The organism is Pseudomonas sp. FSL W5-0203, from assembly GCF_001896155.1.
GTDB classification, from domain to species: Bacteria; Pseudomonadota; Gammaproteobacteria; order Pseudomonadales; family Pseudomonadaceae; genus Aquipseudomonas; species Aquipseudomonas paracarnis.
Genome location: NZ_MPOR01000014.1, coordinates 1 through 22,482, shown reverse-complemented (window position 1 = coordinate 22,482; position 22,482 = coordinate 1). Strand labels below are relative to the sequence as shown.

The following is a 22,482-nucleotide window of genomic DNA, read 5'->3' as shown; positions in this document are numbered from 1 at the left end:
ATCATGCAAGCCGTACAGCGTGAGATTGCACAACAGCTCAAGGTGCAAGCCCCGTTCAAGGACCAGGCCGCACTCGAAGCCGAGGTTGCCCGGCGCGTGGCCTTTATCCAGGACTGCCTGCGCAATTCCGGGCTCAAGACCCTGGTGCTCGGCATCAGTGGTGGTGTCGACTCCCTGACCGCAGGCCTCTTGGTCCAACGTGCGGTGCAGGAACTGCGCGCCAGCACCGGCGATGAGGCGTACCGCTTTATCGCCGTGCGCCTGCCCTACGAAACCCAGTTCGACGAGCACGACGCCCAGGCCTCGGTGGACTTTATCGAGCCGGATGAACGTCACACCGTGAACATCGGCCCGGCGGTTAAAGCCCTGGCCAATGAAGTGGCGGCCTTTGAAGGCAAGGCCGCGGCGTCCCGTGACTTCGTGCTGGGCAACACCAAGGCGCGTATGCGTATGGTGGCGCAGTACACCATCGCCGGCGCGGCCGGTGGGCTGGTGATCGGCACCGACCATGCGGCGGAAGCGGTGATGGGCTTCTACACCAAGTTCGGTGATGGCGCGTGCGATCTGGCACCGTTGAGCGGGCTGGTGAAGCATCAGGTGCGGGCCATTGCCCGTCACTTTGGCGCGCCGGAATCGCTGGTGGAGAAGGTACCGACCGCCGACCTGGAAGACCTTTCGCCGGGCAAGCCGGACGAGGCGTCACATGGCGTGACCTATGCCGAGATTGATGCGTTCCTGCAGGGTGAGCCGGTGCGTGAGGAGGCGTTCAGGATTATCTGCGAGACCTATCGCAAGACTGAGCACAAGCGGGTGATGCCGTTTGCGCCTTGAGGTGAACCTGATCGTTTTGCATTGATTGTCACATCGCCATCGCAGGCAAGCCAGCTCCCACACTTGACCGGATTCCAACATGGGAATGCGGTCGAATGTGGGAGCTGGCTTGCCTGCGATGAACGATAACGCGGTCTTACTTCAGAACCACAGCACCTTTCATCATCGAGATGTGGCCTGGGAACGAGCAGAAGAAGCTGTATTTCTCATCGGCCTTCAGCTTGGAGACGTCGAAGGTCACCGAATCTTTCTCGCCGGCACCGATGATCTTGGTGTGGGCGATGATGCGCTCATCACCGGCTTTCAGGTAATCCTTGTCGATCCCCGCAGCCATGCCGTCGGTTGCCACCGGTTGCATATTGGCTTCGGTAGTCAGCACCCAGTTATGGCCCATCACGTTCTTGGGCAGGTTACCCGAGTGAGTCAGCTCAACGGTGAACTGCTTGCAGCTCTTGTCGATTTCAATCGCTTTGGTGTTGAACGACATTTGGTCGGTGGAGTCGACAGTGACCTTGCACTCTGCAGCAAGCAACTGGCCGCTCGCCAGAGTCAGCAGGGAAACAGCAACGAGTTTGGCAAACATGTGAATCTCCAAGGCAGGGTTTTAAAAACGCGGATTGCGGTAAGGGTGCCTCAATCAGGCTTGAGTTCTTATGATCTGAATCAACAGATTGTATACAACTTTAGGCTATCAGCTTCATCAACACAATCAACCAGCCAAACTGCCGCACCCTGATTATGATCGGCCCATCACTCACGGGAGTTCATGCCATGCACCTCAATCACCTGTTCAACGGCCTTCTGGCTGCCTACGCCTGCGGTAAGTGAAAGCAAAGGGCCCCCTGAAGCTGCTACCATGACGACCCGAGGCAGCTGCGCGCCGCCCACCCTCACCTTCGACCCTAGAGGATCGCCCATGGCCAAACCTAATTACTCCTTCGCCAAACGTCAGAGAGACTTGGCCAAGGAACAGAAGAAAGAGGAAAAGCTGCAACGCAAGAAAGCCGCTGCAGAGGAAGAAGCCAGCGCGCTGAACCCGGATGCCGAAGGTGAAGCGGCAACTGACGAGACCGAAACCCCGAAAGACCCAGCTGAATGATCGTTCCCACGCTCCGCGTGGGAATGCAGCCCCGGACGCTCCGCGTCCCGCACCAGGCTTGAAGCCAGCGCAAGGGTGACACAGAGCGTCACAGCAGGCATTCCCACGCAGAGCGTGGGAATGATCGTTTTTCATTCCAGCGGCATCACCGTCACCCGCACCTCCGGGTCGTGGCTGCCTCCCCCCAGAATCACCCCCCGCAATGGCGACACATCAGAAAAGTCCCGGCCCCAGGCCAGGGTGATGTGCTCCAGCGCCGGCTGCACATTGTTGGTCGGGTCAAAATCCACCCAGCCTGATACCGGGCAAAACACCGAAACCCACGCATGGGAAGCATCCGCGCCAATCAGCCGTGGCTGGCCGGGCGGTGGCTGGGTGAGCAGGTAGCCGCTGATATAGCGCGCCGCCAGGCCACGGGAACGCAGGCAGGCAAGCATCAGGTGAGCGAAGTCCTGGCACACGCCGCGACGGCGCTCCAGCACTTCAACCAGTGGCGTGGCGACCTGGGTGGCTTCGGCATCGAAGGTAAATTCGCTGAAGATCTTCTCCATCAATGCCTGCGTGCCCAGCAGTAAAGGCTCGCCGGGCGGGAAGCAGCTTTCGGAGAACTCGACGAAAGTTTTCTTCAGATGGACATAGGGCGACTCGAAGCGATAGCGGCAGGCTTCGATCAGTTCGGCGCTCAATGCCTGGCTGCTGTAAGTCAGGCTGTCGCGGGTGTGGTCCCAGGGCGGCGACCGCTGGAAGTCCAGAGCGGGTCGCGCCAGCACTTCCACGGTGAGCCCGGCGTTCACTAGCAATTCATCATGGGGCCGTTCGAACGCCAGGCGAGTGATCGGGTTGCCGAATACGTCCAGTTCGTCGCGGCGCGAGGTGGGTTCCGGGCTGATATCCAACTGCTGCCAGGTGCACTTCTGCCAGGCGCACGGCCTTGGCCACAGGTGCGCCAGTTGCTGGGCCAGGGACACCGGGCTGTCATAGTGGTAATGGGTATCGTGGAAAATCTGGTAGCGCGCGCTCATTACACCGACACCGTTTGCTGGCTGACATCATCCACGTGGGCAAAATGGCGCAGCGCCAGGCGATCCGACACTTGCCCGCTTTCATCGGCCACCGCTTGCAGCAAGTCGGCCAGGCCGTCCAGCGCGGCACGCACGCTGGTTTCGCCAAACAGGCCGTCCTCCAGGCAGCCCAGGTCAAAACGCGCCAGGCGCTCGACCAACGGCGCCAGCCCGGTTTCACGGGGCACGCCAAAATCATCATTGAGACGGCGCAGGGTGCGGCTCACCAACTTGAGCTGGAACAGCACCGCATGGGGGTTCTGCTCGTCGAGCAGCAGCAAGTCGAGCACCGGGATCAACTGCGGCACCGCCAGGTAGCGCGAGCGGTAGGTGATGCTGCTGTTGCCCAGCTCCAGCAACCATTCCAGCCCGGCCTGATCGAACACGGCCACGCCACGCAGGAACGCCGCAAGGCTGCTGCTCAGAAACTGCAGACGCTCGATACGCCGGCCCATCATCAAGAAGCGCCAGCCCTCATCGCGGGTCATGTCGTCCAGGGCAAACCCGGACAGTGCCGCCAGGGACATCACCAGGCGGTTGAGAAAGTCGAGCAGTTCGCCAAAGTCTGCAGTGTCGCTTTCCAGTTCCATGGCTTCGCGTTGCAGCTCCACCAGGGCCTGCCAGTTTTCCCTGGACAACTTGCCGCGCACCTGGGACGCCGCCCACTGCAAGCGCTGCAAATTGGCGCGCAGGCTTGAAGGCCAGTCATCACCCAGCAAGGCGGCCAGCAGGCGCTCCGGCAGCTCGCCCTCCTCCGGCAACAGGCGCAGGCTTTCGCCGAGTTCGACGGCGGCCTGCAACGCCAGCGGATCGTCGCCATCGACATACCGCGCCAGTACGATACGCAGCCAGCGCGCACTGTCGTCGCAGCGCTCGCAGTAACGACCGAACCAGAACAGGTTTTCCACCACGCGCGAGGGCAGATAGGGATCGCGGCGCACCAGGTCATAGGCGCCAATGGTGCGTTGGGCGCGCCATTGCTCGCCACCCGGCGCGCGCTCACCGAGCACCCAGGTGTCCTTGCTCGCCCCGCCGCGCTGCATCGACACCACCTCGGCATCGGCGTCGGCCGCCACGCGAGTCAGGCCGCCAGGCAGTACCCGATAACCGTCTTCACTGGCCACGGCGTAGACACGCATGCCGATGGCACGGTGTTGCAAGTGGTCATCCACGGTGTGCCATACGGGCGCCTGAGACAGTTGCGCCAGCTCTTGGGCGACATAGGCATAGGGGCGCGCACGCATCCGTTCGGCCAGGGCCTGGCGCTGTTCGTCGTCAAGGTCGCGACCAAACACCGGGGCGAAACTTTGTGAGGGAAATGCCGGCTTGATCAGCAGTTCCGGGAGTTTTTCCAGGGCTTCGGCAAGCACCGGCGCTTCGCCGCACCACCAGGTGGCAATCGACGGCAGGATCAAGGTTTCACCGAACAAAAATTCGTTGATCTTGGGCAAAAAGCCCAGCAGCCCCGGGGACTCCAGCACGCCACTGCCCAAGGCATTGGCCACCAGCACGTTGCCTTGACGCACGGCGTCGAGCAGGCCCGGCACGCCGAGCGCCGAGTCAGTGCGCAGTTCCAGCGGGTCGCAGAAATCATCGTCGAGGCGACGCATGATCGCGTGCACCCGGCGCAGGCCGCTGAGCGTTTTCAGGAACACAGTGCTGTCACGCACGGTGAGGTCGCCGCCCTCTACCAGGGGGTAGCCGAGCTGACGCGCCAGGTACAGGTGTTCGAAATAGCTTTCGTTGAAACGCCCCGGCGTGAGCAGCACGATCAGTGGCGGCTGGTCATCGCCAGGGGCCTGGCGCGCCAGGGTTTCCTGCAGCGTGCGAAAGAAACCGGTGAGGTGCTGCACCTGCATATCCCGGTACAGGTCCGGGAAGGCGCGGGACACAATGGTGCGGTTTTCCAGGGCGTAGCCGGCGCCCGACGGGGCTTGGGTGCGGTCGGCGGTGACCCACCAGCGGCCATCCGGCGTGCGCGCCAGGTCGACCGCGTACAGATGCAGGAACGCCCCGTCAGGCGGCTGAATGCCCTGGCACGGCCACAGAAAATTGTTATGCCCGAACACCAGTTCGGCGGGCAGCAAGCCTTCCTTGATCAAACGCTGCGGGCCATACAGGTCGGCCAGTACCGCATTGAGCAGGCGCGCACGCTGGGCGATGCCGGCCGACAGTTGCTGCCACTCCTCGGCCGCCAGCACATGGGGCAACAGGTCCAGCTCCCAGGGGCGGTCGGCGCCCTTGGGATCGGCGTAGACGTTGTAGGTCACGCCGTTTTCCTGGATCTGGCGCGTCAACAACGCCTGGCGCTGGGCCAGTTGTGCGGGCGTGCTGCGTTGCAGGTGATCGAACAAGCGTCGCCAATGGGCACGCACCGCGCCGCTGGCGTCCAGCAGTTCGTGATAGGTGCCCGCGGTGAGCGGGTAGCGGTCGAGCAAGTCGGACATGGAACGCTCGGCAGAGGCAAGGGAAGTCAGGTTAACTCAAATTCACTACGATCCAATGTGGGAGCTGGCTTGCCTGCGATAGCGGTGTGTCAGTCACCAGAACTATCGACTGAACCACCGCTATCGCAGGCAAGCCAGCTCCCACACTTGGATCATGTTCATTCCTTATTTTTTGTGAAACGCCGCAAATCCAGGGTCATTGGCAACTCATCGTTTACCGTTACAGTCGGCACCACAAGCTTGCCCGGGCTATGCCCCAAGCGGAAAAACCGCGCCATGCGCCGGCTCTCCGCCTCATTGGCATTCACCGGCAGGCTGTCGTAATTGCGCCCGCCCGGGTGCGCCACATGGTATTGGCAGCCGCCCAACGAACGCTGCATCCAGGTGTCGAGCAGGTCAAATACCAGCGGCGCATGCACGGGGATGGTCGGTTGCAGGCAGTTGGCCGGTTGCCAGGCGCGGTAACGCACCCCCGCCACGAACTCACCGACGCGGCCGGTCGGTTGCAGCGGCACCGGCACGCCATTGCAGGTCAGCAGGTAGCGTTGCGGTGGCAACCCGCTCAACTTCACTTGCAGGCGCTCCAGGGACGAATCCACATAGCGCACCGTGCCCCCCACCGCGCCCTCCTCGCCCAGCACATGCCAAGGCTCCAAGGCCTGGCGCAGTTCCAGTTCGATACCGCTGACGGCGTAGTCGCCCACCTTGGGGAAACGGAACTCCAGATGCGCCGCGAACCATTCGGCTCGCAGCGGGTAACCAGCCGCGTTCAGCTCGACGATCACGTCGGCAAAGTCCTGCTCGATAAAGTGCGGCAACAGGAAACGGTCATGCAGTTCAGTGCCCCAGCGCGCCAGCTTCGGCGGCGCATAGGGCTCGCGCCAGAACCGCGCGACCAGCGCTCGCAGCAACAACTGCTGGGTCAGGCTCATGCGCGCATGGGGCGGCATTTCAAAGGCGCGCAGTTCCAGCAGGCCCAGTCGGCCCGTGGCGCCGTCGGGTGAGTAGAGTTTGTCGATACAGAATTCGGCGCGATGGGTATTGCCCGTCACGTCGATCAGCAGGTTGCGCAACAGGCGATCCACTAACCACGGCGGGCACTCCTCGCCCGGTGCCGGCATCTGCGCGAAGGCGATTTCCAGTTCATACAGCGCATCGTTGCGCGCCTCGTCTACCCTGGGCGCCTGGGAGGTGGGGCCGATAAACAGGCCGGAGAACAAATAGGACAACGACGGGTGGTTATGCCAGTAGCTGATCAGGCTGCGTAGCAGGTCCGGGCGGCGAAGGAAGGGCGAGTCCTTGGGCGTCGCGCCGCCGAGCACGAAGTGGTTACCGCCACCGGTGCCGGTATGGCGCCCGTCGATCATGAACTTCTCGGTGGTCAGGCGGGTTTGCCGTGCCTCTTCGTAGAGGAATTCGGTGCGTTCCACCAACTCGTCCCAGGTGGCGGATGGCTGTACGTTGACCTCAATGACACCGGGATCTGGCGTGACGCGGAAATTGCTCAGGCGCATATCCGCTGGCGGCTCGTAGCCTTCCAGCAGTACCGGGCAATGCAGCTCTTCGGCGGTGGCCTCAATGGCAGTCACCAGCTCCAGGTAATCCTCGATGCGCTCCAGCGGCGGCATAAACAGGTACAGGCGGCCTTCTCGTGCTTCGGCGCACAGCGCGGTACGGGTCAGCCAGTCGGCGGACTCGTCGACCTTGGGCACACGCTCATCACCCGGCGCGGGCTCGCCATGGTTTTGCAACTGGGCGCTGGTCGGCAGATCCGGCTGATCCTGGTTAGGGTCGGTCGGATGCACAAACGGATACTCCGCCGCAGTCACCCAGGGCTGCGAAGCGAGCGGCAGACGATAGCCCAGCGGCGAATCCCCCGGCACCAGGCGGCAATGGTTGTCGCGCAGGTACCAACGACCACTCTGCCAGCGGTCATTGGCCGCAGTCCGTGCCAGCGGCAGCACTTGGCCGATGACTTTATCCAGGCCCTGGCTGAAGACTTTACGCAGGCGTTCACGCTCCAGGTCGTCGCTCAGGCGCGGGTCTTGGGCAGTGACGTTCTGGGGCAGCGCCCCTTCGCGCCACAGGTAGTAGAAATTGTCCTCGAACGCAGGGAACACAAAGCGCGCCGGCAGTTTTAGGCGTTCGGCGACGCTGGCCAGGAAACGCCCGGCCATCACCCCATCGGCGCCGTAGTCCTCTTGCTCATCGGCGATCAGCGCGCTGTTGTGCCAGATCGGCACGCCATCGCGGCGCCAATAACAGTTGAGCGACCAACGTGGTAATTGCTCCCCGGGGTACCACTTGCCTTGGCCGAAATGCACCAGGCCCTTGGGCGCATAGTGCTGGCGCAGGCGCTGGAACAGCTCGGCGGACAGGCGACGCTTGTCCGGGCCCAGGGCTGCGGTGTTCCATTCGGCGCCGTCTGGGTCGTCGATAGAGACGAAGGTCGGCTCGCCGCCCATGGTCAGGCGTACGTCGTCCTTGAGCAGGTCGCCGTCGATCTGCCGGCCCAGGGCCTGGATCGCCAACCATTGTTCTTCGGTGTAGGGCTTGGTCACCCGTGGCGCTTCCCAGATGCGCTCCACCGACATCTCATGGGTGAACTCGCATTCGCACGGCTCCACCAACCCGCTGATGGGCGCGGCGGACGATGGATCGGGGCTACAGGCCAACGGGATATGCCCTTCACCGGCGAACAACCCGGACGTGGCATCCAGGCCAATCCAGCCAGCGCCGGGCAAATACACTTCGCACCAGGCGTGCAGGTCGGTGAAGTCCACCTCGGTACCGGACGGGCCGTCGAGGGCTTTGACGTCGGCGGTCAGTTGAATCAGATAACCAGAGACAAATCGCGCCGCCAATCCGAGGTTGCGCAGCAATTGCACCAACAACCAGGCCGAGTCGCGGCAAGAGCCGGATGCGTTTTCCAGGGTAAATTCCGGAGTTTGCACGCCCGGTTCCATGCGAATCAGGTAACCGATATCGGCGGCCAGGCGCTGGTTGAGGCCGACCAGGAAATCCACAGCAGGCAGCGGCGTGCGGTCGATACCGGCCAGGTACGCAGCCAACCTTGGCGTCAGCGGCAAGGTTTCCAGATACGGCGCCAGCTCGCGCTGCTCATCGGCGGCGTAGCTGAACGGGATATTTTCGGCGTAGGGCTCGAGGAAAAAATCGAACGGATTGAACACCGCCATCTCGGCGACCAGGTCGACTTCAATGCGCAACTCGTCAGTCTTTTCCGGGAACACCAGGCGCGCCAGGTAATTGCCCTGGGGGTCTTGCTGCCAGTTGATGAAATGCTGCTCGGGCAACACCTTCAACGCGTAGGACAGTATCCGCGTACGGCTATGGGCCGCCGGGCGTAGCCGCACGATCTGCGGGCCGAGTTCAACTGCACGGTCGTAGCGGTAATGCGTAACGTGGTGCAACGCGACATGAATCGACACGGCGGCCTCCTGCGAGCCAGGGCATAAGCACAACGCGCGCAAGACTTATGCCACAGCAGCAGTCATTGCACTAAAACGTCAGGCCCGGTGCAGTACAGCACCAAAACAGCGCCAACGTTGCGGCTATGGTGCAGGCGCTGCACACATTTGTAGCGCCGGGCTGAGTGCAGGTGGTGAATCTACCCAGTTAAGGCGTAGTACGCCTGGTATTCAGGGCTTGGCGCAGTTGACGGATTTGCACAAGTTTTGCCCGCATCTCTCGCTGCCCGCTGCTGTTGAGCACCAGCAGGCCGAACAGCGGGAAAATCAGCGACAGGCTATAGAGAACCCTGTGTGGGTTGTACTGAATCATGGGGAGCACAAACAACAGACAGGCAGCGTAGATGGCGACCATCACCCATGCCCATGAAGGTTTGCCCCGCAGGATCATAAAGTTGCTATGGACCGTCAACAAGATAAGCAATGCACCTGCGACCAGGATCTTGAGCCCGACTTGAGCAAGGGGCGCATCACGAAAATAGGTAACGAAAGCCAGCGCCACTGCAAGTGCCAGCGAAAAGTACGCAGCAAATACGCCGCCCAGAAACGTCAAGAAGTGACGCCTGAAGAAGTCGCGCAGCGTCATCAGCTCACTCATTCGTTTATTTCCTCGTACAAGCCTATCGCAATGGTATTGACGTTCCCAGAGTAGGCGCTGCCTCCGAACCCGACGGTCGCTCCCAGGATATCTTTGATCTGAGTACTGGTGCTTTGCTTGAGTTGCGTCGGGGTGAAACGCTTGGAGAGCTCACCCGATGCCTGCCTGAGCTTGAGCATCTTCGAGGTCAGGCTGGGATCATTGATGCTCAGTAGTTCCTTGGTCAGCTTGGCCCTCTCCTGACGGTTCAAGCCGCGTAGCACTTCCCGCAGGCTCTTGCCCGTCGATGCCTTAGCGACCTTGACCAGCTTGACCGTCGTCAGGGCTGAAGCGCCCACACCGGCCAACGATGCCGCGTCCAGCACAATGGATGCATTCTGGTACCAGCCTTCACTGTCGAGCCAATCGTTTACCTCAGGCTTGGCCACCTCAAGGGTCGTTCGGGCAATGCCATTGAAGCACTGGAGCGAACTCGCGCCTGCGGCCGCGTACCCCACCACCACAATGACTGAGCTCGCGCCGGCACTGAAAGGAACCAGAATAGTACCGCTGGCAATCGCAGCCCAACTGATGACAGCACCCAGGCAAGAGATTCCGGTATTTACGGCCTCGCCGATCAGCCTGGATTCCCGTGGATTGTTTACTACGTGATCAGCGAATTGTGTCGGCGCGATGTATTTCTGCGCCTCGCGCAGGATGACACGCTTTGGCTTGATGCTGCAGATGGGCTTGAATTCGCGCAGAGTGACGATATTAAAATCGGCATCGATATACACCACGCCAGCACCGACAACGCCGGGGTCAGCATCGATGGCCGCAAACAGCCGTGGCAGATTGATCAGGCTCTCGATGCGCTGGCGCGCCATAAATTGAGAGCGGTTGGAATCCATGCCGATGTTGAACAAGGAGTTGCCCATAAGTGTTCTTCCCTGACATTGAAAGTGCCCAGACCGGCCTCATCGCAGGCAAGCCAGCTCCCACACTTGAAATGCATTCCCCTGTGGGAGCTGGCTTGCCTGCGATAGCAATCTGATGGGCGCCACCCTAACAAACAGGCCACCTACCGCCAATAAACCTACCTAATCAACGGGCCTTGCGTTGCGCAATCACCGCCCGACGCAGGTGACGTATTTCGAGTAACCGCTGGCGCATTTCACGATGGCGCTTACTGTTGAGCAGCAGCAAGCCCAGCAGCGGAAACAGCACCGCCGAGCCGTACACCAGGGTATTGAGGCCGTATTGAATCATCGGCAACACGAACAGCAGGCAACACACCAGGTAGCCCGCCACCAGCCGGGTCGCCCAGGGATACCCGCGTGCAATCATCACATTGCCAAACACCAACACTGCCACCAGCACCAGGATTGCAGCCCCGGAGTAGTTGGCCTTGAGCGCCGGTTCAACCCCGCGCAAATAGGTTACGCCCGCCGTGGAGACAGCCACCGAACCAGAGAAAATCGCCATGAAGATGGTGCCCATGAACACCGGAAAATAACGCGCAAGGAAACTGCGCCTATCGGGAAACCCCTTCATTCCGTCAGTTCCTCATACAGGCCAATGGCAAGCGTCGACGCCGAGCCGACGTGACCGGTTCGATAGCTGCCCCAGATACCCAACATGCCGCCCAAGGCGTCCTTGAGCTGGGTGAGCGTGGCATGACGAATTTCCGTGGAGCTGTAGCGCTTGGGCAATGTGCCGGCGCGCTGCTGCAACTTGAGCAACTTGGGGGTCAGGCTTGGGTCTTTGAGACTGAGCAATTCCTGGGTCAACTTCTTGCGCTCCTGGCGATTCAAGCCCTTGAGCAATTCATACCAGCTCTTGCCCAACGCAGCGGCTTTTTTGGCCTTGAGTAGCCTTAATGTGGTGAAGGCTCCCGTTCCGATCCCGACCAACGACGCGGCATCGAGAATCGGTGACACCGCGCCATACCACTGGGCGTCGTCCATGCGGTCGTTGGCATCTGGGTCAAGGATCTCGTTATAGGTACGGGCCACGCCAAACCCGCACTGAGCACTGCTGGCCAGCGCCGCTGTGACACCAATACCCACCACAAAAGCACTGGCGCCGGCGGTGAAGGGTACGGCGACGCTGCCACTGAACACCACGATCCAACCGATCACCGCCGCCCCACAGGAAAGCCCCATATCAAAGGCCTCCTTCTGGAGTCGCCCTTCACGGGGGTCGGTCTTCACCTGCTCGACGAACTGCGCCGGCGAGATGTACTTCTGCGCCTCGCGCAAAATGACGCGCTTGGGTTTGATGCTGCAGATGGGCTTGAATTCGCGCAGGGTGATCACGTTGAAGTCGGCGTCGATGTACACCACGCCAGCGCCGACGATGCTGGGGTCGGCGTCAATGACGGCGAACAGCCGCGGCAGGTTGATCTGGCTCTCAATGCGCTGGCGCGCCATGAATTGGGAGCGGTTGGAGTCCATGCCGATGTTGAGCAAGGGGTTGCCCATAAGTGTTCTTCCTTGAAATCGAGAGTGCCCAGACCGGCCTCATCGCAGGCAAGCCAGCTCCCATAGGGGAATGCATTCCAAGTGTGGGAGCTGGCTTGCCTGCGATAGCAATCTAATGGGCGCCACCTTACCAAACAGACTCACCACCGACCAGAAAGCAAAACGCCAGCACGAGGCTGGCGTTTTGCATTTCAGGCGTCGATCAACGCGGCACAACCGGCTTGCGCGTAGGCTTGCCGCCCTTGCCCTTGGCCGCATCGCTGCGCTCTTTGGCCGCCTGCTTATTGCGCGCCTGGGCCGCAGCCTTGGCTTGCTCGCGCTTGTCCCACGGGTTGCTGCCGTCGCTGCCACGGGGTGGCAGGCCGGTGTGCTGGGTGAGGATCTTGGTGGTGGTTTCCTTGGCGACCTTATGGCTGCCGGCCGGCGTCGAGTTCTTACGCCGGGCGCTCTGGTAGCTGTCGGTGGACGGCTGGTGCAGCGGGATCAACTGGTCCTTGCCCGACCCGATCAGGTCGGCACGGCCCATGCGGGTCAATGCTTCACGCAGCATTGGCCAGCCCTTCGGGTCGTGGTAACGCAGGAACGCCTTGTGCAGGCGGCGCTGCTCCTCGCTCTTGACGATGGTCACCGCGTCGCTCTTGTAGGTGACCTTGCGCAGCGGGTTTTTGCCCGAGTGGTACATCGCGGTGGCGGTGGCCATCGGCGACGGGTAGAACGCCTGCACCTGGTCGGCACGGAAGCCATTGCCCTTGAGCCACAGGGCCAGGTTCATCATGTCTTCATCGGTGGTGCCGGGGTGGGCGGCGATGAAGTACGGGATCAGGTACTGCTCCTTGCCCGCTTCCTTGGTGTACTTCTCGAACATGCGCTTGAACTTGTCATAGCTGCCAATGCCCGGCTTCATCATCTGGTTGAGCGGACCTTCCTCGGTATGTTCCGGGGCGATCTTGAGGTAGCCACCGACGTGGTGGGTGACCAGCTCTTTGACGTACTCCGGCGACTCGACGGCCAGGTCGTAGCGCAGGCCGGAAGCGATCAGGATCTTCTTCACACCCGGCAACGCACGGGCACTGCGGTACAGCTGGATCAACGACGAGTGGTCGGTGTTCAGGTTCGGGCAGATGCCAGGGAACACGCACGACGGTTTGCGGCACGCGGATTCGATTTCCGGGCTTTTGCAGGCGATGCGGTACATGTTCGCCGTCGGGCCGCCGAGGTCGGAGATCACGCCGGTGAAGCCCGGCACTTTGTCGCGAATCTCTTCGATTTCGCGAATGATCGACTCTTCGGAACGGTTCTGGATGATGCGGCCTTCGTGCTCGGTGATCGAGCAGAAGGTGCAGCCGCCGAAGCAGCCACGCATGATGTTCACCGAGAAACGGATCATGTCGTAGGCCGGAATCTTTTCCTTGCCGTATGCCGGGTGCGGCACGCGGGCGTAAGGCATACCGAACACGTAGTCCATTTCTTCGGTAGTCATGGGAATGGGCGGCGGGTTGAACCACACGTCCACTTCTCCGTGCTTCTGCACCAAGGCACGGGCGTTGCCTGGGTTGGTTTCCAGGTGCAACACGCGGTTGGCGTGGGCATAGAGCACCGCGTCGCCGCGGACCTTCTCCACCGATGGCAGGCGGATCACGGTCTTGTCACGGGTCATACGCGGGCTGGCGAGGATCTGCACAACCTTGGCTTCTTCCGGATCGTCGACTGGACCTTTTTCCTGCTCGATGGCGCAGGCCTGGGTGTCCTGGGTATTCACATACGGGTTGATGATCTTGTCGATCTTGCCCGGACGGTCGATGCGCGTGGAGTCCACTTCGTACCAGCCCGCCGGCGTGTCACGGCGAATGAACGCAGTACCGCGCACATCGGTGATGTCTTCGATCTTGTGGCCCCACGACAAGCGCTGGGCAACTTCGACGATGGCCCGCTCGGCGTTGCCGTACAGCAGGATATCGGCGGTGGCGTCGATCAGGATCGAGTTGCGCACGCGGTCTTGCCAGTAGTCGTAGTGGGCGATGCGGCGCAGGGAAGCTTCGATGCCGCCGAGTACGATCGGCACGTTCTTGTAGGCTTCCTTGCAACGCTGGCTGTACACCAGGCTTGCACGGTCGGGGCGTTTGCCAGCCATGCCGCCGGGGGTGTAGGCGTCGTCGGAGCGGATTTTCTTGTCGGCGGTGTAGCGGTTGATCATCGAGTCCATGTTGCCGGCCGCGACGCCGAAGAACAGGTTCGGCTCGCCGAGCTTCATGAAGTCGTCTTTGGACTGCCAGTTCGGCTGCGCAATGATCCCGACGCGAAAGCCCTGGGACTCCAGCAGCCGGCCGATGATCGCCATGCCGAACGATGGGTGGTCAACATAGGCATCACCGGTGACGATGATGATGTCGCACGAATCCCAGCCAAGCTGATCCATCTCCTCCCTGCTCATCGGCAGGAATGGCGCAGGACCGAAACATTCGGCCCAGTACTTGGGATAGTCAAATAACGGCTTGGCTGTTTGCATGACGGTGACCGGTGGGAAGATGAAAAATCGCGGGCGCGGAATATAGCACAAATTTTGACCAATTCCGACGGTAGTAGTCGGAATTGTGGTGACCCCATCGCAGGCAAGCCAGCTCCCACAGGAGAGCGCATTCCACATGTGGGAGCTGGCTTGCCTGCGATGAGGCCCTTACAGGTGCTTGAAACTACTCGTCGTCGTCGAAGTTGTAGCTACCCGGCGCCAGGTTCTCGAAACGCGTGTACTTGCCGATGAACGCCAACCGGATAAACCCGATCGGGCCGTTCCGCTGTTTGCCGATGATGATTTCGGCAATGCCCTTGTGTTCCGTCTCGGGGTGGTACACCTCGTCGCGGTACACGAACATGATCACGTCGGCGTCCTGCTCGATCGCTCCGGATTCCCGCAAGTCGGAGTTCACCGGACGCTTGTTGGGACGTTGTTCCAGGGAACGGTTGAGCTGGGACAACGCCACCACCGGGCAGTTGAATTCCTTGGCCAGCGCCTTCAAGGAACGAGAGATTTCAGAAATCTCGTTGGTACGGTTGTCACCACTGGAACCGGGGATCTGCATCAACTGCAGGTAGTCGATCATGATCAGGGCGATGTCGCCATGCTCACGCACCAGGCGCCGGGTACGCGCGCGCATTTCGGACGGGCTGATACCGGCGGTGTCATCGATAAACAGCTTGCGGTCGTTGAGCAGGTTGACCGCCGAGGTCAGGCGCGGCCAGTCGTCATCCTCAAGTTGACCGGAACGCACCTTGGTCTGGTCGATACGGCCAAGAGACGAGAGCATACGCATGATCAGCGATTCACCTGGCATCTCGAGGGAGTACACCAGCACCGCCTTGTCGCTGCGCAGAACGGCGTTTTCCACCAGGTTCATCGCAAAGGTGGTCTTACCCATCGACGGACGGCCGGCGACGATGATCAAGTCGGACGGCTGCAGGCCGCTGGTCTTTTCGTCGAGGTCGGTGTAGCCGGTGGAAATACCGGTAATAGCCGCGTCGGTGTTGAACAGGGTGTCGATGCGGTCGATGGCTTTGGTCAACAGGTCGTTGACGCTGACCGGGCCGCCGGTCTTGGGCCGTGCTTCTGCAATCTGGAAGATCTGCCGCTCGGCTTCGTCAAGGATCTCGGCAGCAGTGCGGCCTTCGGGGTTGAAGGCGCTGTCGGCGATTTCAGTGCTGATGCCGATCAACTGGCGCAGGGTGGCGCGCTCGCGGACGATCTGGGCATAGGCCTTGATGTTGGCGACGGACGGCGTGTTTTTCGCCAGCTCACCGAGGTAGCCCAGGCCACCCACTTGGGAGGTCTGGCCTTCCTTGTCCAACTGCTCGGCCAGGGTGACCACGTCGATCGGTGAGTTCTGGTCGGCCAGCTTGGCGATGGCGCGGAAGATCAGGCGGTGGTCATGACGATAGAAGTCACCGTCCGAGACTTGATCCAGCACGCGTTCCCAGGCGTTGTTGTCCAGCATCAAGCCACCGAGCACGGCCTGTTCGGCCTCGATGGAATGCGGCGGCACCTTCAGGGCAGCGGTTTGCAGATCGTATTGCTCAGGAGCGGAGATTTCGTTCATGGCCACTTGGAATTTGGGGTGTGTAGAAAAACAAAAGGCACGACCTGTAAACAGGATCGTGCCCGATGTTAACCGGCTGGCACGCGAGGTGCCAGTCAGTTAGGTGCGACTTAAGCTGCTACCACGACAACGCGTACGGTGGCTTCAACTTCGGCGTGCAGGTGCACGGCTACGTCGAATTCGCCTACGTTGCGGATGGTGCCGTTCGGCAGACGAACTTCGCTCTTCTGCACTTCAACGCCGGAGGCGGTCAGTGCATCAGCGATGTCGTGGGTGCCGATCGAACCGAACAGCTTGCCTTCGTCACCAGCGGTGGCAGTGATAGTCACTTCCAGCTCAGCCAGTTGGGCAGCGCGAGTTTCGGCCGACGCTTTTTTGTCTGCTGCGGCTTTTTCCAGCTCAGCACGACGCTCTTCAAACGCAGCCAGGTTGGCAGCGGTTGCAGCGGTGGCTTTGCCGTATGGCAGCAGGTAGTTACGACCGTAGCCGGCCTTAACGTTCACTTTGTCGCCCAGGTTGCCCAGGTTGGCGACTTTTTCCAGAAGGATCAGTTGCATGTGAAAATCCTCTAACTTTTAACCTTCACCGTTCGCGTTATCGGCGTCTTTCGACGCCAGACGACCGCGAAAATCAATCAGGCTGTCAACAATGGCCAAGACCACGAGTAACGGATAGATCAGCTGCATGAACAGCAACAGCGTGACGTACAACCCCACCAGCCAGAACCTGGCCAGGCGCTTTCGCGCAACCAGCCCATGAATCAGGGCCAGCCCGGCAAACACCAGCGGTACGCTGCAAATCGGCGCCAGCAAGGCCATCTGTGGGCCGAAGCTCGGCCCGACAACCATGCACGCCAGCAGCAACATCGCCGGCCCCGCTGGGATTCTGATACTGCGAAACTCGCGACCAAAACCACCCGGGTTGTACAACAACGCCTGCCAATAACGCCCAAGAATCAGGCTCAGCACGCTGACGACCTGCAACAAAGCCGCAATCAGGCCAGTCAGGACCGGGGCAATCAGTGACGCAAACCGCGCTCGCTCATCTACCGACAAATGCTGGTAGAGATCCCCGAGGGCCAACGGCAGGATCTTGACGATCTCCTGCGCCAGCGCCTCGATTTGCGGGCGGAAAGCCGCGCCAAGCATCACTGAGTACACCAACCCCAATGCCACGCTGACCAGCAGCGTACGGACCCAGGACTCACTTGCGCGCAAAACCAACGCAAGGCTCGATGACCCCAGCAGTACCAGAAGTACCCGTGGATCACCCATTTGCAGCCACCAGATCAAGGCCGGCAACAAACCCAGGGCAAGAACGCCAAGGGCGTCCTTCAAACCGCGCCGCAGCAGCACAAGGCAACCTGCGGCAGCACCCAACCAATAAAGCAACGGCAATGCCGCACATCCAGCCACTACCAGAGTGGCCTGCACGCGACCGCGCATGATGAACTCAGCTAAGGCGCGCATGCATTCAATCCCTTACTACTTGTCGACTGCCCGGTCTCAGCGGCCGTGGCTGTCGGTGTAGGCCAGCAGGGCCAGGAAGCGGGCGCGCTTGATAGCGGTGGCCAGCTGACGCTGATAACGTGCTTTGGTACCGGTGATACGGCTTGGAACGATTTTGCCGGTCTCGGATACGTAGGCTTTCAGAGTGTTGAGATCTTTGTAATCGATCTCTTTCACGTCTTCAGCGGTGAAGCGGCAGAATTTACGACGACGGAAGAAACGTGCCATTTGATAGGCTCCTTAATAAGGTCCGTGGATTACTCGTCAGCGTTATCGCTGTCGTTCTCTTCGCCTTCAGCGCTTTCAGCGCCTTCGTGCTCAGGACGATCGCGACGCTCACGGCGCTCACTGCGGTTTTCTTCAGCCTTGAGCATCTCGGATTGGCCGGTAACGGCTTCTTCGCGACGGATGACCAGGTTACGGATCACTGCATCGTTGTAGCGGAAGTTGTCTTCCAGCTCGGCCAGGGCCTTGCCAGTGCACTCAACGTTCAGCATCACGTAGTGAGCCTTGTGAACATTGTTGATTGCGTAGGCCAGTTGACGACGGCCCCAATCTTCCAGACGGTGGATTTTGCCGCCGTCTTCTTCGATCAGCTTGGTGTAACGCTCAACCATGCCGCCGACTTGCTCGCTTTGATCCGGGTGGACCAAAAAGATGATTTCGTAATGACGCATGAATGCTCCTTACGGGTTGTAGCCTGCCGCTCAAAAACGGTCAGACAAGGAGTGAATGACACTTATGGATCTTGCCGCAGGGGAGGCACATCGGTGCCTGCCAGGAAGGCAAGGGGCGCAATTGTAGAGAAGGGGGAGAAGCGGCGCAAGGCAATTGGTGATTATTTGAACAATCCTGAATAAACACCACAGAACCAATGTGGGAGCGGGCTTGCCTGCGATGACCATGGCACCGGCAACATCTCTGCTGACTGACACTCCGTCATCGCGGGCAAGCCCGCTCCCACATTTTGATCACTTCTTGGGCTTGGCCTTGGCTTTCGCACCACGCTGACGCTGGGCTTCAAACAGGCAAACACCCGTCGCAACCGACACATTGAGGCTGCTGACGCTACCAGCCATCGGCAGGTGCACCAGGTAATCGCAATGCTCACGGGTCAACCGGCGCATGCCTTTGCCTTCGGCGCCCATGATCAGGATGGTAGGGCCGGTAAGGTCTAGGTCATAAATGCTGACCTCAGCCTCCCCCGCCGTGCCCACGACCCACAGGCCGCGCTGCTGGAGCTTCTCCAGGGTACGCGCAAGGTTGGTCACGGCCACCAGCGGAATCACTTCCGCCGCACCGCAGGCGACCTTGCGCACCACCGGCGTCAGGGTCGCGGACTTGTCCTTGGGCACGATCACCGCCAGCGCACCGGCAGCATCCGCCGAACGTAGGCAGGCGCCGAGGTTGTGCGGGTCGGTCACGCCGTCCAGCACCAAGAGCAACGGCGCACCTTCGGTACGGTCGAGCAGCTCGTCGAGCATCGCCTCGCCCCACACCTGGCTCGGACTGACGTCAGCCACCACACCTTGGTGAACGCCTTCGACCCACACGTCCATTTCACGACGCTCGGCCTGGCCGATGGCAACCTTATTCTGCGTAGCCAACTCGACCAGCGCCTGTACGCGCGGCTCGCTGCGACCTTCGGCCAACCACACCTGCTTGACGCGCTTGGGATGGTGACGCAGCAGTGCTTCTACGGCGTGCACGCCGTAGATTTTTTCCAGACTCATGACTTGGCCTTAGGTTTGCGCGACCCGCCGCTTTTTGCGGGAGCCGAACCCGCTTTTGGCGGGCCTTTACGGTGTTTACTTGGCTTGCTCGACGGCTTTTCCGCCCCGTGAGACTTTCCCCCAGACGCCGCTTTACCACCGCTTTTGGCTTCGTTGAGCAACTGCTGCTTCAACTCGCGGCTCTTGCGCAGCTCGGCGTTTTTCGCCGCAGCGTCGCTTGGGCGGTAGGCTTCAGGGGCCTTGTCCTTGGCGGAAGAACGACGACCGGCCTTGGCAGGTGCAGGCTCGGCCGTGGTTTTTGCAGTGGTCGCTTTGCCTTTGGACGCAGGCGCTGTGGTTTCACCACGTTTTTTACGACCCGCAGGCTCTGCCGGCTTGTCAGGCATGCCGAAGTCGATCTTGCGCTCGTCGAGGTCGACACGCATGACCTGCACTTCAACGGTATCGCCCAGACGGAAACTGCGACCGGTGCGCTCGCCCGCCAGGCGGTGATGCACAGGATCGAAGTGGTAGTAATCACCCGGCAAGGCGGTGACGTGCACTAGGCCCTCGACGTAGATGTCGGTCAGCTCGACGAACAGGCCAAAGCCGGTCACGGCGGTGATGACACCAGGGAACGACTCGCCCACGCGATCCTTCATAAACTCGCATTTGAGCCAGTTCACCACGTCGCGGGTGGCCTCGTCAGCGCGGCGCTCGCTCATGGAGCACTGCTCACCCAGCTGTTCCAGGGCCGCTTCGTCGTACGGGTAGATCCGTGCTTTCGGAATGGTCATGGCACCGGCGCGCTTGACGTGCGGGGTGTTCTGCTTGGAATGGATCACGCTGCGGATCGCCCGGTGCGTGAGCAAGTCCGGGTAGCGGCGAATCGGCGAAGTGAAGTGGGTGTACGCCTCGTAATTCAGGCCGAAGTGGCCCTGGTTATCGGCGCTGTACACCGCCTGGCTCAGGGATCGCAGCATCACGGTCTGGATCACGTGGTAATCCGGACGGTCCTTGATGCTGGCCAGCAGGGCCTGGTAATCCTTAGGCGTAGGACCATCCTTGCCTTTGTGCAGGGACAGGCCGAGTTCGCCGAGGAAGGCGCGAAGTTTTTCCAGGCGCTCCGGCGGCGGGCCGTCGTGCACACGGTACAACGCAGGAATTTCGTGCTTCTTGAGGAACTCGGCAGTGGCCACGTTGGCCGCCAGCATGCACTCCTCGATCAGCTTGTGCGCGTCGTTACGGGTGGTCGGGGTGATCGCCGCAATCTTGCGTTCGGAGCCGAAGACAATCCGGGTTTCCTGGGTTTCGAAATCGATCGCGCCACGGGTATGACGGGCACCCAGCAACACCTTGTACAGCGAGTAAAGCTGCTTGAGGTGCGGCACCACGCCAGCGTACTCGGTACGCAGGGCCTTGGCTTCGCTGGTCTTCGGCGTTTCCAGGATGGTGCTGACCTTGTTGTAGGTCAGACGCGCCTGGGAGTGGATCACCGCTTCGTAGAACTGGTAGTCGGTCATTTCGCCGGTTTTGGAGATGGTCATCTCGCACACCATGGCCAAACGGTCGACTTTCGGGTTCAGGGAGCACAGGCCGTTGGACAGCTGCTCAGGCAGCATCGGGATCACGCGCTCTGGGAAGTACACGGAGTTGCCGCGCACCTGGGCTTCGTTATCCAGGGCCGAACCGATCTTCACGTAACTGGAGACGTCGGCAATCGCGACGTACAACTTCCAACCGCCGGAGAACAGGCGCAGCTTGCCAGGCTTGGCTTCGCAGTAGACCGCATCGTCGAAGTCGCGGGCATCTTCGCCGTCAATAGTGACGAACGGCAGATGGCGCAGGTCGATACGTTTTTCTTTGTCTTTCTCTTCGACTTCCGGCTTGAGCTTGGCGGCTTCCTTGAGCACGGCATCAGGCCAGACGTGAGGAATATCGTAGGTGCGCAAGGCAACGTCGATTTCCATGCCCGGCGCCATATAGTTGCCGACCACCTCCACGATATCGCCCTGGGGCTGGAAGCGCGCAGTAGGCCAGTGGGTGATTTTCACCTCGACGAACTGGCCGACCTTGGCGGCGCCATTGCGGCCCGGGGTGATCAGCACTTCCTGCTGGACCTTGGGGTTATCCGGCACAACGAAGCCGATGCCGCCTTCTTCAAAGTAACGGCCGACGATAGATTCGTGGGCACGGGACACCACTTCGACGATCACGCCTTCACGACGACCACGGCGGTCGAGGCCAGAAACCCGCGCCAGGGCACGGTCGCCATCGAACACCAGACGCATTTGCGCCGGGCTCATGAACAGGTCGTCGCTGCCATCGTCCGGTATCAGGAAGCCGAAGCCGTCGCGGTGGCCGGCAATGCGGCCCAGGATCAGGTCGAGCTTGTCTACCGGCGCGTAAGTGCCACGACGGGTGTAGATCAATTGAGCATCGCGCTCCATCGCACGCAAACGGCGGCGCAGGGCTTCGAGCTGGTCTTCGGTGGTCAGACCGAATTCTTCGACCAACTGCTCGCGGCTAGCAGGCGAACCACGATCGGCGAGGTGCGCCAGGATCAGTTCGCGGCTAGGAATAGGGTTTTCATATTTTTCCGCTTCACGAGCGGCCTCGGGATCGAGGGACTGCCAATCGGCCATTAGAGAGTTTTCACCTTGTCTATATGTGGGTTAGTTTGGCATACGCGTATTGAAACGGGAAATTTCAGGTATCAACAAGCGTTTAAAAGACCTTTACGACCCCCGCCACGCACCTTGCACGACCGCTGGTGAAATTTTCCAGGCTTTTTTCATGGCAGGGGTTTACAGCTCAAATATCGCTCCGTATAGTGCGCGCCATCGACGACGGCAACGTTGTTGATGCTGCCCAGGTGGTGAAATTGGTAGACACGCCAGCTTCAGGTGCTGGTGATCGCAAGGTCGTGGAAGTTCGAGTCTTCTCCTGGGCACCAAATTCAGATCAAACCCGCGAAAGCGGGTTTTTTCGTTTCAGACCTTTGATTTTTAACGGAAAAATTGATTTATATTTTTCGAATCAGGGGTTTACAGATTAAAAACCCCGCCGTATAGTTCGCCCCATCAACAGCGGCAACGTTGTTAGATAATGCCCAGGTGGTGAAATTGGTAGACACGCCAGCTTCAGGTGCTGGTGATCGCAAGGTCGTGGAAGTTCGAGTCTTCTCC

General features: G+C 60.6%; 18 protein-coding genes and 1 tRNA gene. 3 read left to right on the top strand and 16 right to left on the bottom strand.

The window, feature by feature from the left end; all coding sequences use genetic code 11:
* Window positions 1–3 precede the first annotated feature (3 nt).
* Entirely contained in the window at window positions 4–831 is an 828-nt protein-coding gene (gene nadE, locus BOP96_RS14635) for an ammonia-dependent NAD(+) synthetase (RefSeq protein ID WP_073453152.1), read from the top strand.
* A gap of 136 nt (window positions 832–967) precedes the next feature.
* On the opposite strand, the gene azu is transcribed toward nadE, so the two are convergent.
* Window positions 968–1,414 carry an azurin gene (gene azu, locus BOP96_RS14630; protein ID WP_014716684.1) on the bottom strand — a complete coding sequence of 149 codons (447 nt, stop codon included), beginning with the start codon at window positions 1,412–1,414 and terminating at the stop codon, window positions 968–970.
* Window positions 1,415–1,747: 333 nt separating this feature from the next.
* Between azu and BOP96_RS14625 the strand changes: the two genes are divergently transcribed.
* Window positions 1,748–1,930: a hypothetical protein gene (locus BOP96_RS14625; protein WP_073453150.1), complete on the top strand. Its 183-nt coding sequence runs from the start codon at window positions 1,748–1,750 to the stop codon at window positions 1,928–1,930.
* 131 nt (window positions 1,931–2,061) lie between these two features.
* Here BOP96_RS14625 and BOP96_RS14620 read toward each other — a convergent pair whose 3' ends face one another.
* The 15 genes from BOP96_RS14620 to rnr form a co-directional block, all read right to left on the bottom strand.
* The gene (locus tag BOP96_RS14620; RefSeq protein ID WP_020301622.1) at window positions 2,062–2,952 is read right to left on the bottom strand and encodes a transglutaminase family protein; all 891 of its coding nucleotides are present in this window, start codon (window positions 2,950–2,952) and stop codon (window positions 2,062–2,064) included.
* Entirely contained in the window at window positions 2,952–5,438 is a 2,487-nt protein-coding gene (locus BOP96_RS14615; RefSeq protein WP_073453148.1) for a circularly permuted type 2 ATP-grasp protein, read from the bottom strand. Before BOP96_RS14615 ends, BOP96_RS14620 begins: the two co-directional genes overlap by 1 nt.
* Before the next feature lie 158 nt (window positions 5,439–5,596).
* Window positions 5,597–8,887 carry a transglutaminase family protein gene (locus tag BOP96_RS14610; RefSeq protein ID WP_073453146.1) on the bottom strand — a complete coding sequence of 1,097 codons (3,291 nt, stop codon included), beginning with the start codon at window positions 8,885–8,887 and terminating at the stop codon, window positions 5,597–5,599.
* A 187-nt stretch (window positions 8,888–9,074) separates the two neighbouring features.
* Window positions 9,075–9,524, bottom strand: a complete 450-nt coding sequence (locus BOP96_RS14605) for a hypothetical protein (RefSeq protein ID WP_020301625.1) — start codon at window positions 9,522–9,524, stop codon at window positions 9,075–9,077.
* The gene (locus tag BOP96_RS14600; protein WP_014716678.1) at window positions 9,521–10,441 is read right to left on the bottom strand and encodes a hypothetical protein; all 921 of its coding nucleotides are present in this window, start codon (window positions 10,439–10,441) and stop codon (window positions 9,521–9,523) included. The genes BOP96_RS14605 and BOP96_RS14600 overlap by 4 nt, the downstream gene beginning before the upstream one ends.
* A 166-nt stretch (window positions 10,442–10,607) precedes the next feature.
* Window positions 10,608–11,057, bottom strand: a complete 450-nt coding sequence (locus BOP96_RS14595; RefSeq protein WP_014716677.1) for a hypothetical protein — start codon at window positions 11,055–11,057, stop codon at window positions 10,608–10,610.
* Complete coding sequence (locus tag BOP96_RS14590) at window positions 11,054–11,986, bottom strand: hypothetical protein (protein ID WP_014716676.1); 933 nt, start codon at window positions 11,984–11,986, stop codon at window positions 11,054–11,056. Before BOP96_RS14590 ends, BOP96_RS14595 begins: the two co-directional genes overlap by 4 nt.
* 202 nt (window positions 11,987–12,188) lie before the next feature.
* The gene (locus tag BOP96_RS14585; RefSeq protein WP_003188080.1) at window positions 12,189–14,492 is read right to left on the bottom strand and encodes a YgiQ family radical SAM protein; all 2,304 of its coding nucleotides are present in this window, start codon (window positions 14,490–14,492) and stop codon (window positions 12,189–12,191) included.
* Between the two features lie 184 nt (window positions 14,493–14,676).
* Window positions 14,677–16,074, bottom strand: coding sequence for a replicative DNA helicase (gene dnaB, locus BOP96_RS14580; protein ID WP_003188079.1), 1,398 nt, complete (start codon window positions 16,072–16,074; stop codon window positions 14,677–14,679).
* A 110-nt stretch (window positions 16,075–16,184) separates the two neighbouring features.
* A complete protein-coding gene (gene rplI, locus BOP96_RS14575) occupies window positions 16,185–16,631 on the bottom strand; it encodes a 50S ribosomal protein L9 (protein WP_003171376.1) in 447 nt (148 codons plus the stop codon).
* An 18-nt stretch (window positions 16,632–16,649) separates the two neighbouring features.
* Window positions 16,650–17,543: a hypothetical protein gene (locus BOP96_RS14570; protein ID WP_073453144.1), complete on the bottom strand. Its 894-nt coding sequence runs from the start codon at window positions 17,541–17,543 to the stop codon at window positions 16,650–16,652.
* A 36-nt stretch (window positions 17,544–17,579) separates the two neighbouring features.
* The gene (rpsR, locus tag BOP96_RS14565) at window positions 17,580–17,810 is read right to left on the bottom strand and encodes a 30S ribosomal protein S18 (RefSeq protein WP_002551829.1); all 231 of its coding nucleotides are present in this window, start codon (window positions 17,808–17,810) and stop codon (window positions 17,580–17,582) included.
* Window positions 17,811–17,839: 29 nt separating this feature from the next.
* Window positions 17,840–18,259, bottom strand: coding sequence for a 30S ribosomal protein S6 (gene rpsF, locus BOP96_RS14560; RefSeq protein ID WP_003188075.1), 420 nt, complete (start codon window positions 18,257–18,259; stop codon window positions 17,840–17,842).
* Between the two features lie 294 nt (window positions 18,260–18,553).
* On the bottom strand, window positions 18,554–19,315 hold the full coding sequence (gene rlmB, locus BOP96_RS14555; protein ID WP_073453142.1) for a 23S rRNA (guanosine(2251)-2'-O)-methyltransferase RlmB: 762 nt from the start codon (window positions 19,313–19,315) through the stop codon (window positions 18,554–18,556).
* Window positions 19,312–21,939 (bottom strand): ribonuclease R, encoded by a 2,628-nt coding sequence (gene rnr, locus BOP96_RS14550; protein WP_014716673.1) that lies wholly within the window; start codon window positions 21,937–21,939, stop codon window positions 19,312–19,314. Before rnr ends, rlmB begins: the two co-directional genes overlap by 4 nt.
* A gap of 224 nt (window positions 21,940–22,163) precedes the next feature.
* Here rnr and BOP96_RS14545 point away from each other — a divergent pair.
* Window positions 22,164–22,250: transfer RNA gene (locus BOP96_RS14545), tRNA-Leu, on the top strand.
* Window positions 22,251–22,482 lie beyond the last annotated feature (232 nt).

What these genes read in the sequence shown, in the direction of transcription:
- nadE (WP_073453152.1), top strand. Translation starts at nt 4, where the DNA reads ATGCAAGCCGTACAGCGTGAGATTGCACAACAGCTCAAGGTGCAAGCC.
- azu (WP_014716684.1), bottom strand. Translation starts at nt 1,414, where the DNA reads ATGTTTGCCAAACTCGTTGCTGTTTCCCTGCTGACTCTGGCGAGCGGC.
- BOP96_RS14625 (WP_073453150.1), top strand. Translation starts at nt 1,748, where the DNA reads ATGGCCAAACCTAATTACTCCTTCGCCAAACGTCAGAGAGACTTGGCC.
- BOP96_RS14620 (WP_020301622.1), bottom strand. Translation starts at nt 2,952, where the DNA reads ATGAGCGCGCGCTACCAGATTTTCCACGATACCCATTACCACTATGAC.
- BOP96_RS14615 (WP_073453148.1), bottom strand. Translation starts at nt 5,438, where the DNA reads ATGTCCGACTTGCTCGACCGCTACCCGCTCACCGCGGGCACCTATCAC.
- BOP96_RS14605 (WP_020301625.1), bottom strand. Translation starts at nt 9,524, where the DNA reads ATGAGTGAGCTGATGACGCTGCGCGACTTCTTCAGGCGTCACTTCTTG.
- BOP96_RS14600 (WP_014716678.1), bottom strand. Translation starts at nt 10,441, where the DNA reads ATGGGCAACTCCTTGTTCAACATCGGCATGGATTCCAACCGCTCTCAA.
- BOP96_RS14595 (WP_014716677.1), bottom strand. Translation starts at nt 11,057, where the DNA reads ATGAAGGGGTTTCCCGATAGGCGCAGTTTCCTTGCGCGTTATTTTCCG.
- BOP96_RS14590 (WP_014716676.1), bottom strand. Translation starts at nt 11,986, where the DNA reads ATGGGCAACCCCTTGCTCAACATCGGCATGGACTCCAACCGCTCCCAA.
- BOP96_RS14585 (WP_003188080.1), bottom strand. Translation starts at nt 14,492, where the DNA reads ATGCAAACAGCCAAGCCGTTATTTGACTATCCCAAGTACTGGGCCGAA.
- dnaB (WP_003188079.1), bottom strand. Translation starts at nt 16,074, where the DNA reads ATGAACGAAATCTCCGCTCCTGAGCAATACGATCTGCAAACCGCTGCC.
- rplI (WP_003171376.1), bottom strand. Translation starts at nt 16,631, where the DNA reads ATGCAACTGATCCTTCTGGAAAAAGTCGCCAACCTGGGCAACCTGGGC.
- BOP96_RS14570 (WP_073453144.1), bottom strand. Translation starts at nt 17,543, where the DNA reads ATGCGCGCCTTAGCTGAGTTCATCATGCGCGGTCGCGTGCAGGCCACT.
- rpsR (WP_002551829.1), bottom strand. Translation starts at nt 17,810, where the DNA reads ATGGCACGTTTCTTCCGTCGTCGTAAATTCTGCCGCTTCACCGCTGAA.
- rpsF (WP_003188075.1), bottom strand. Translation starts at nt 18,259, where the DNA reads ATGCGTCATTACGAAATCATCTTTTTGGTCCACCCGGATCAAAGCGAG.
- rlmB (WP_073453142.1), bottom strand. Translation starts at nt 19,315, where the DNA reads ATGAGTCTGGAAAAAATCTACGGCGTGCACGCCGTAGAAGCACTGCTG.
- rnr (WP_014716673.1), bottom strand. Translation starts at nt 21,939, where the DNA reads ATGGCCGATTGGCAGTCCCTCGATCCCGAGGCCGCTCGTGAAGCGGAA.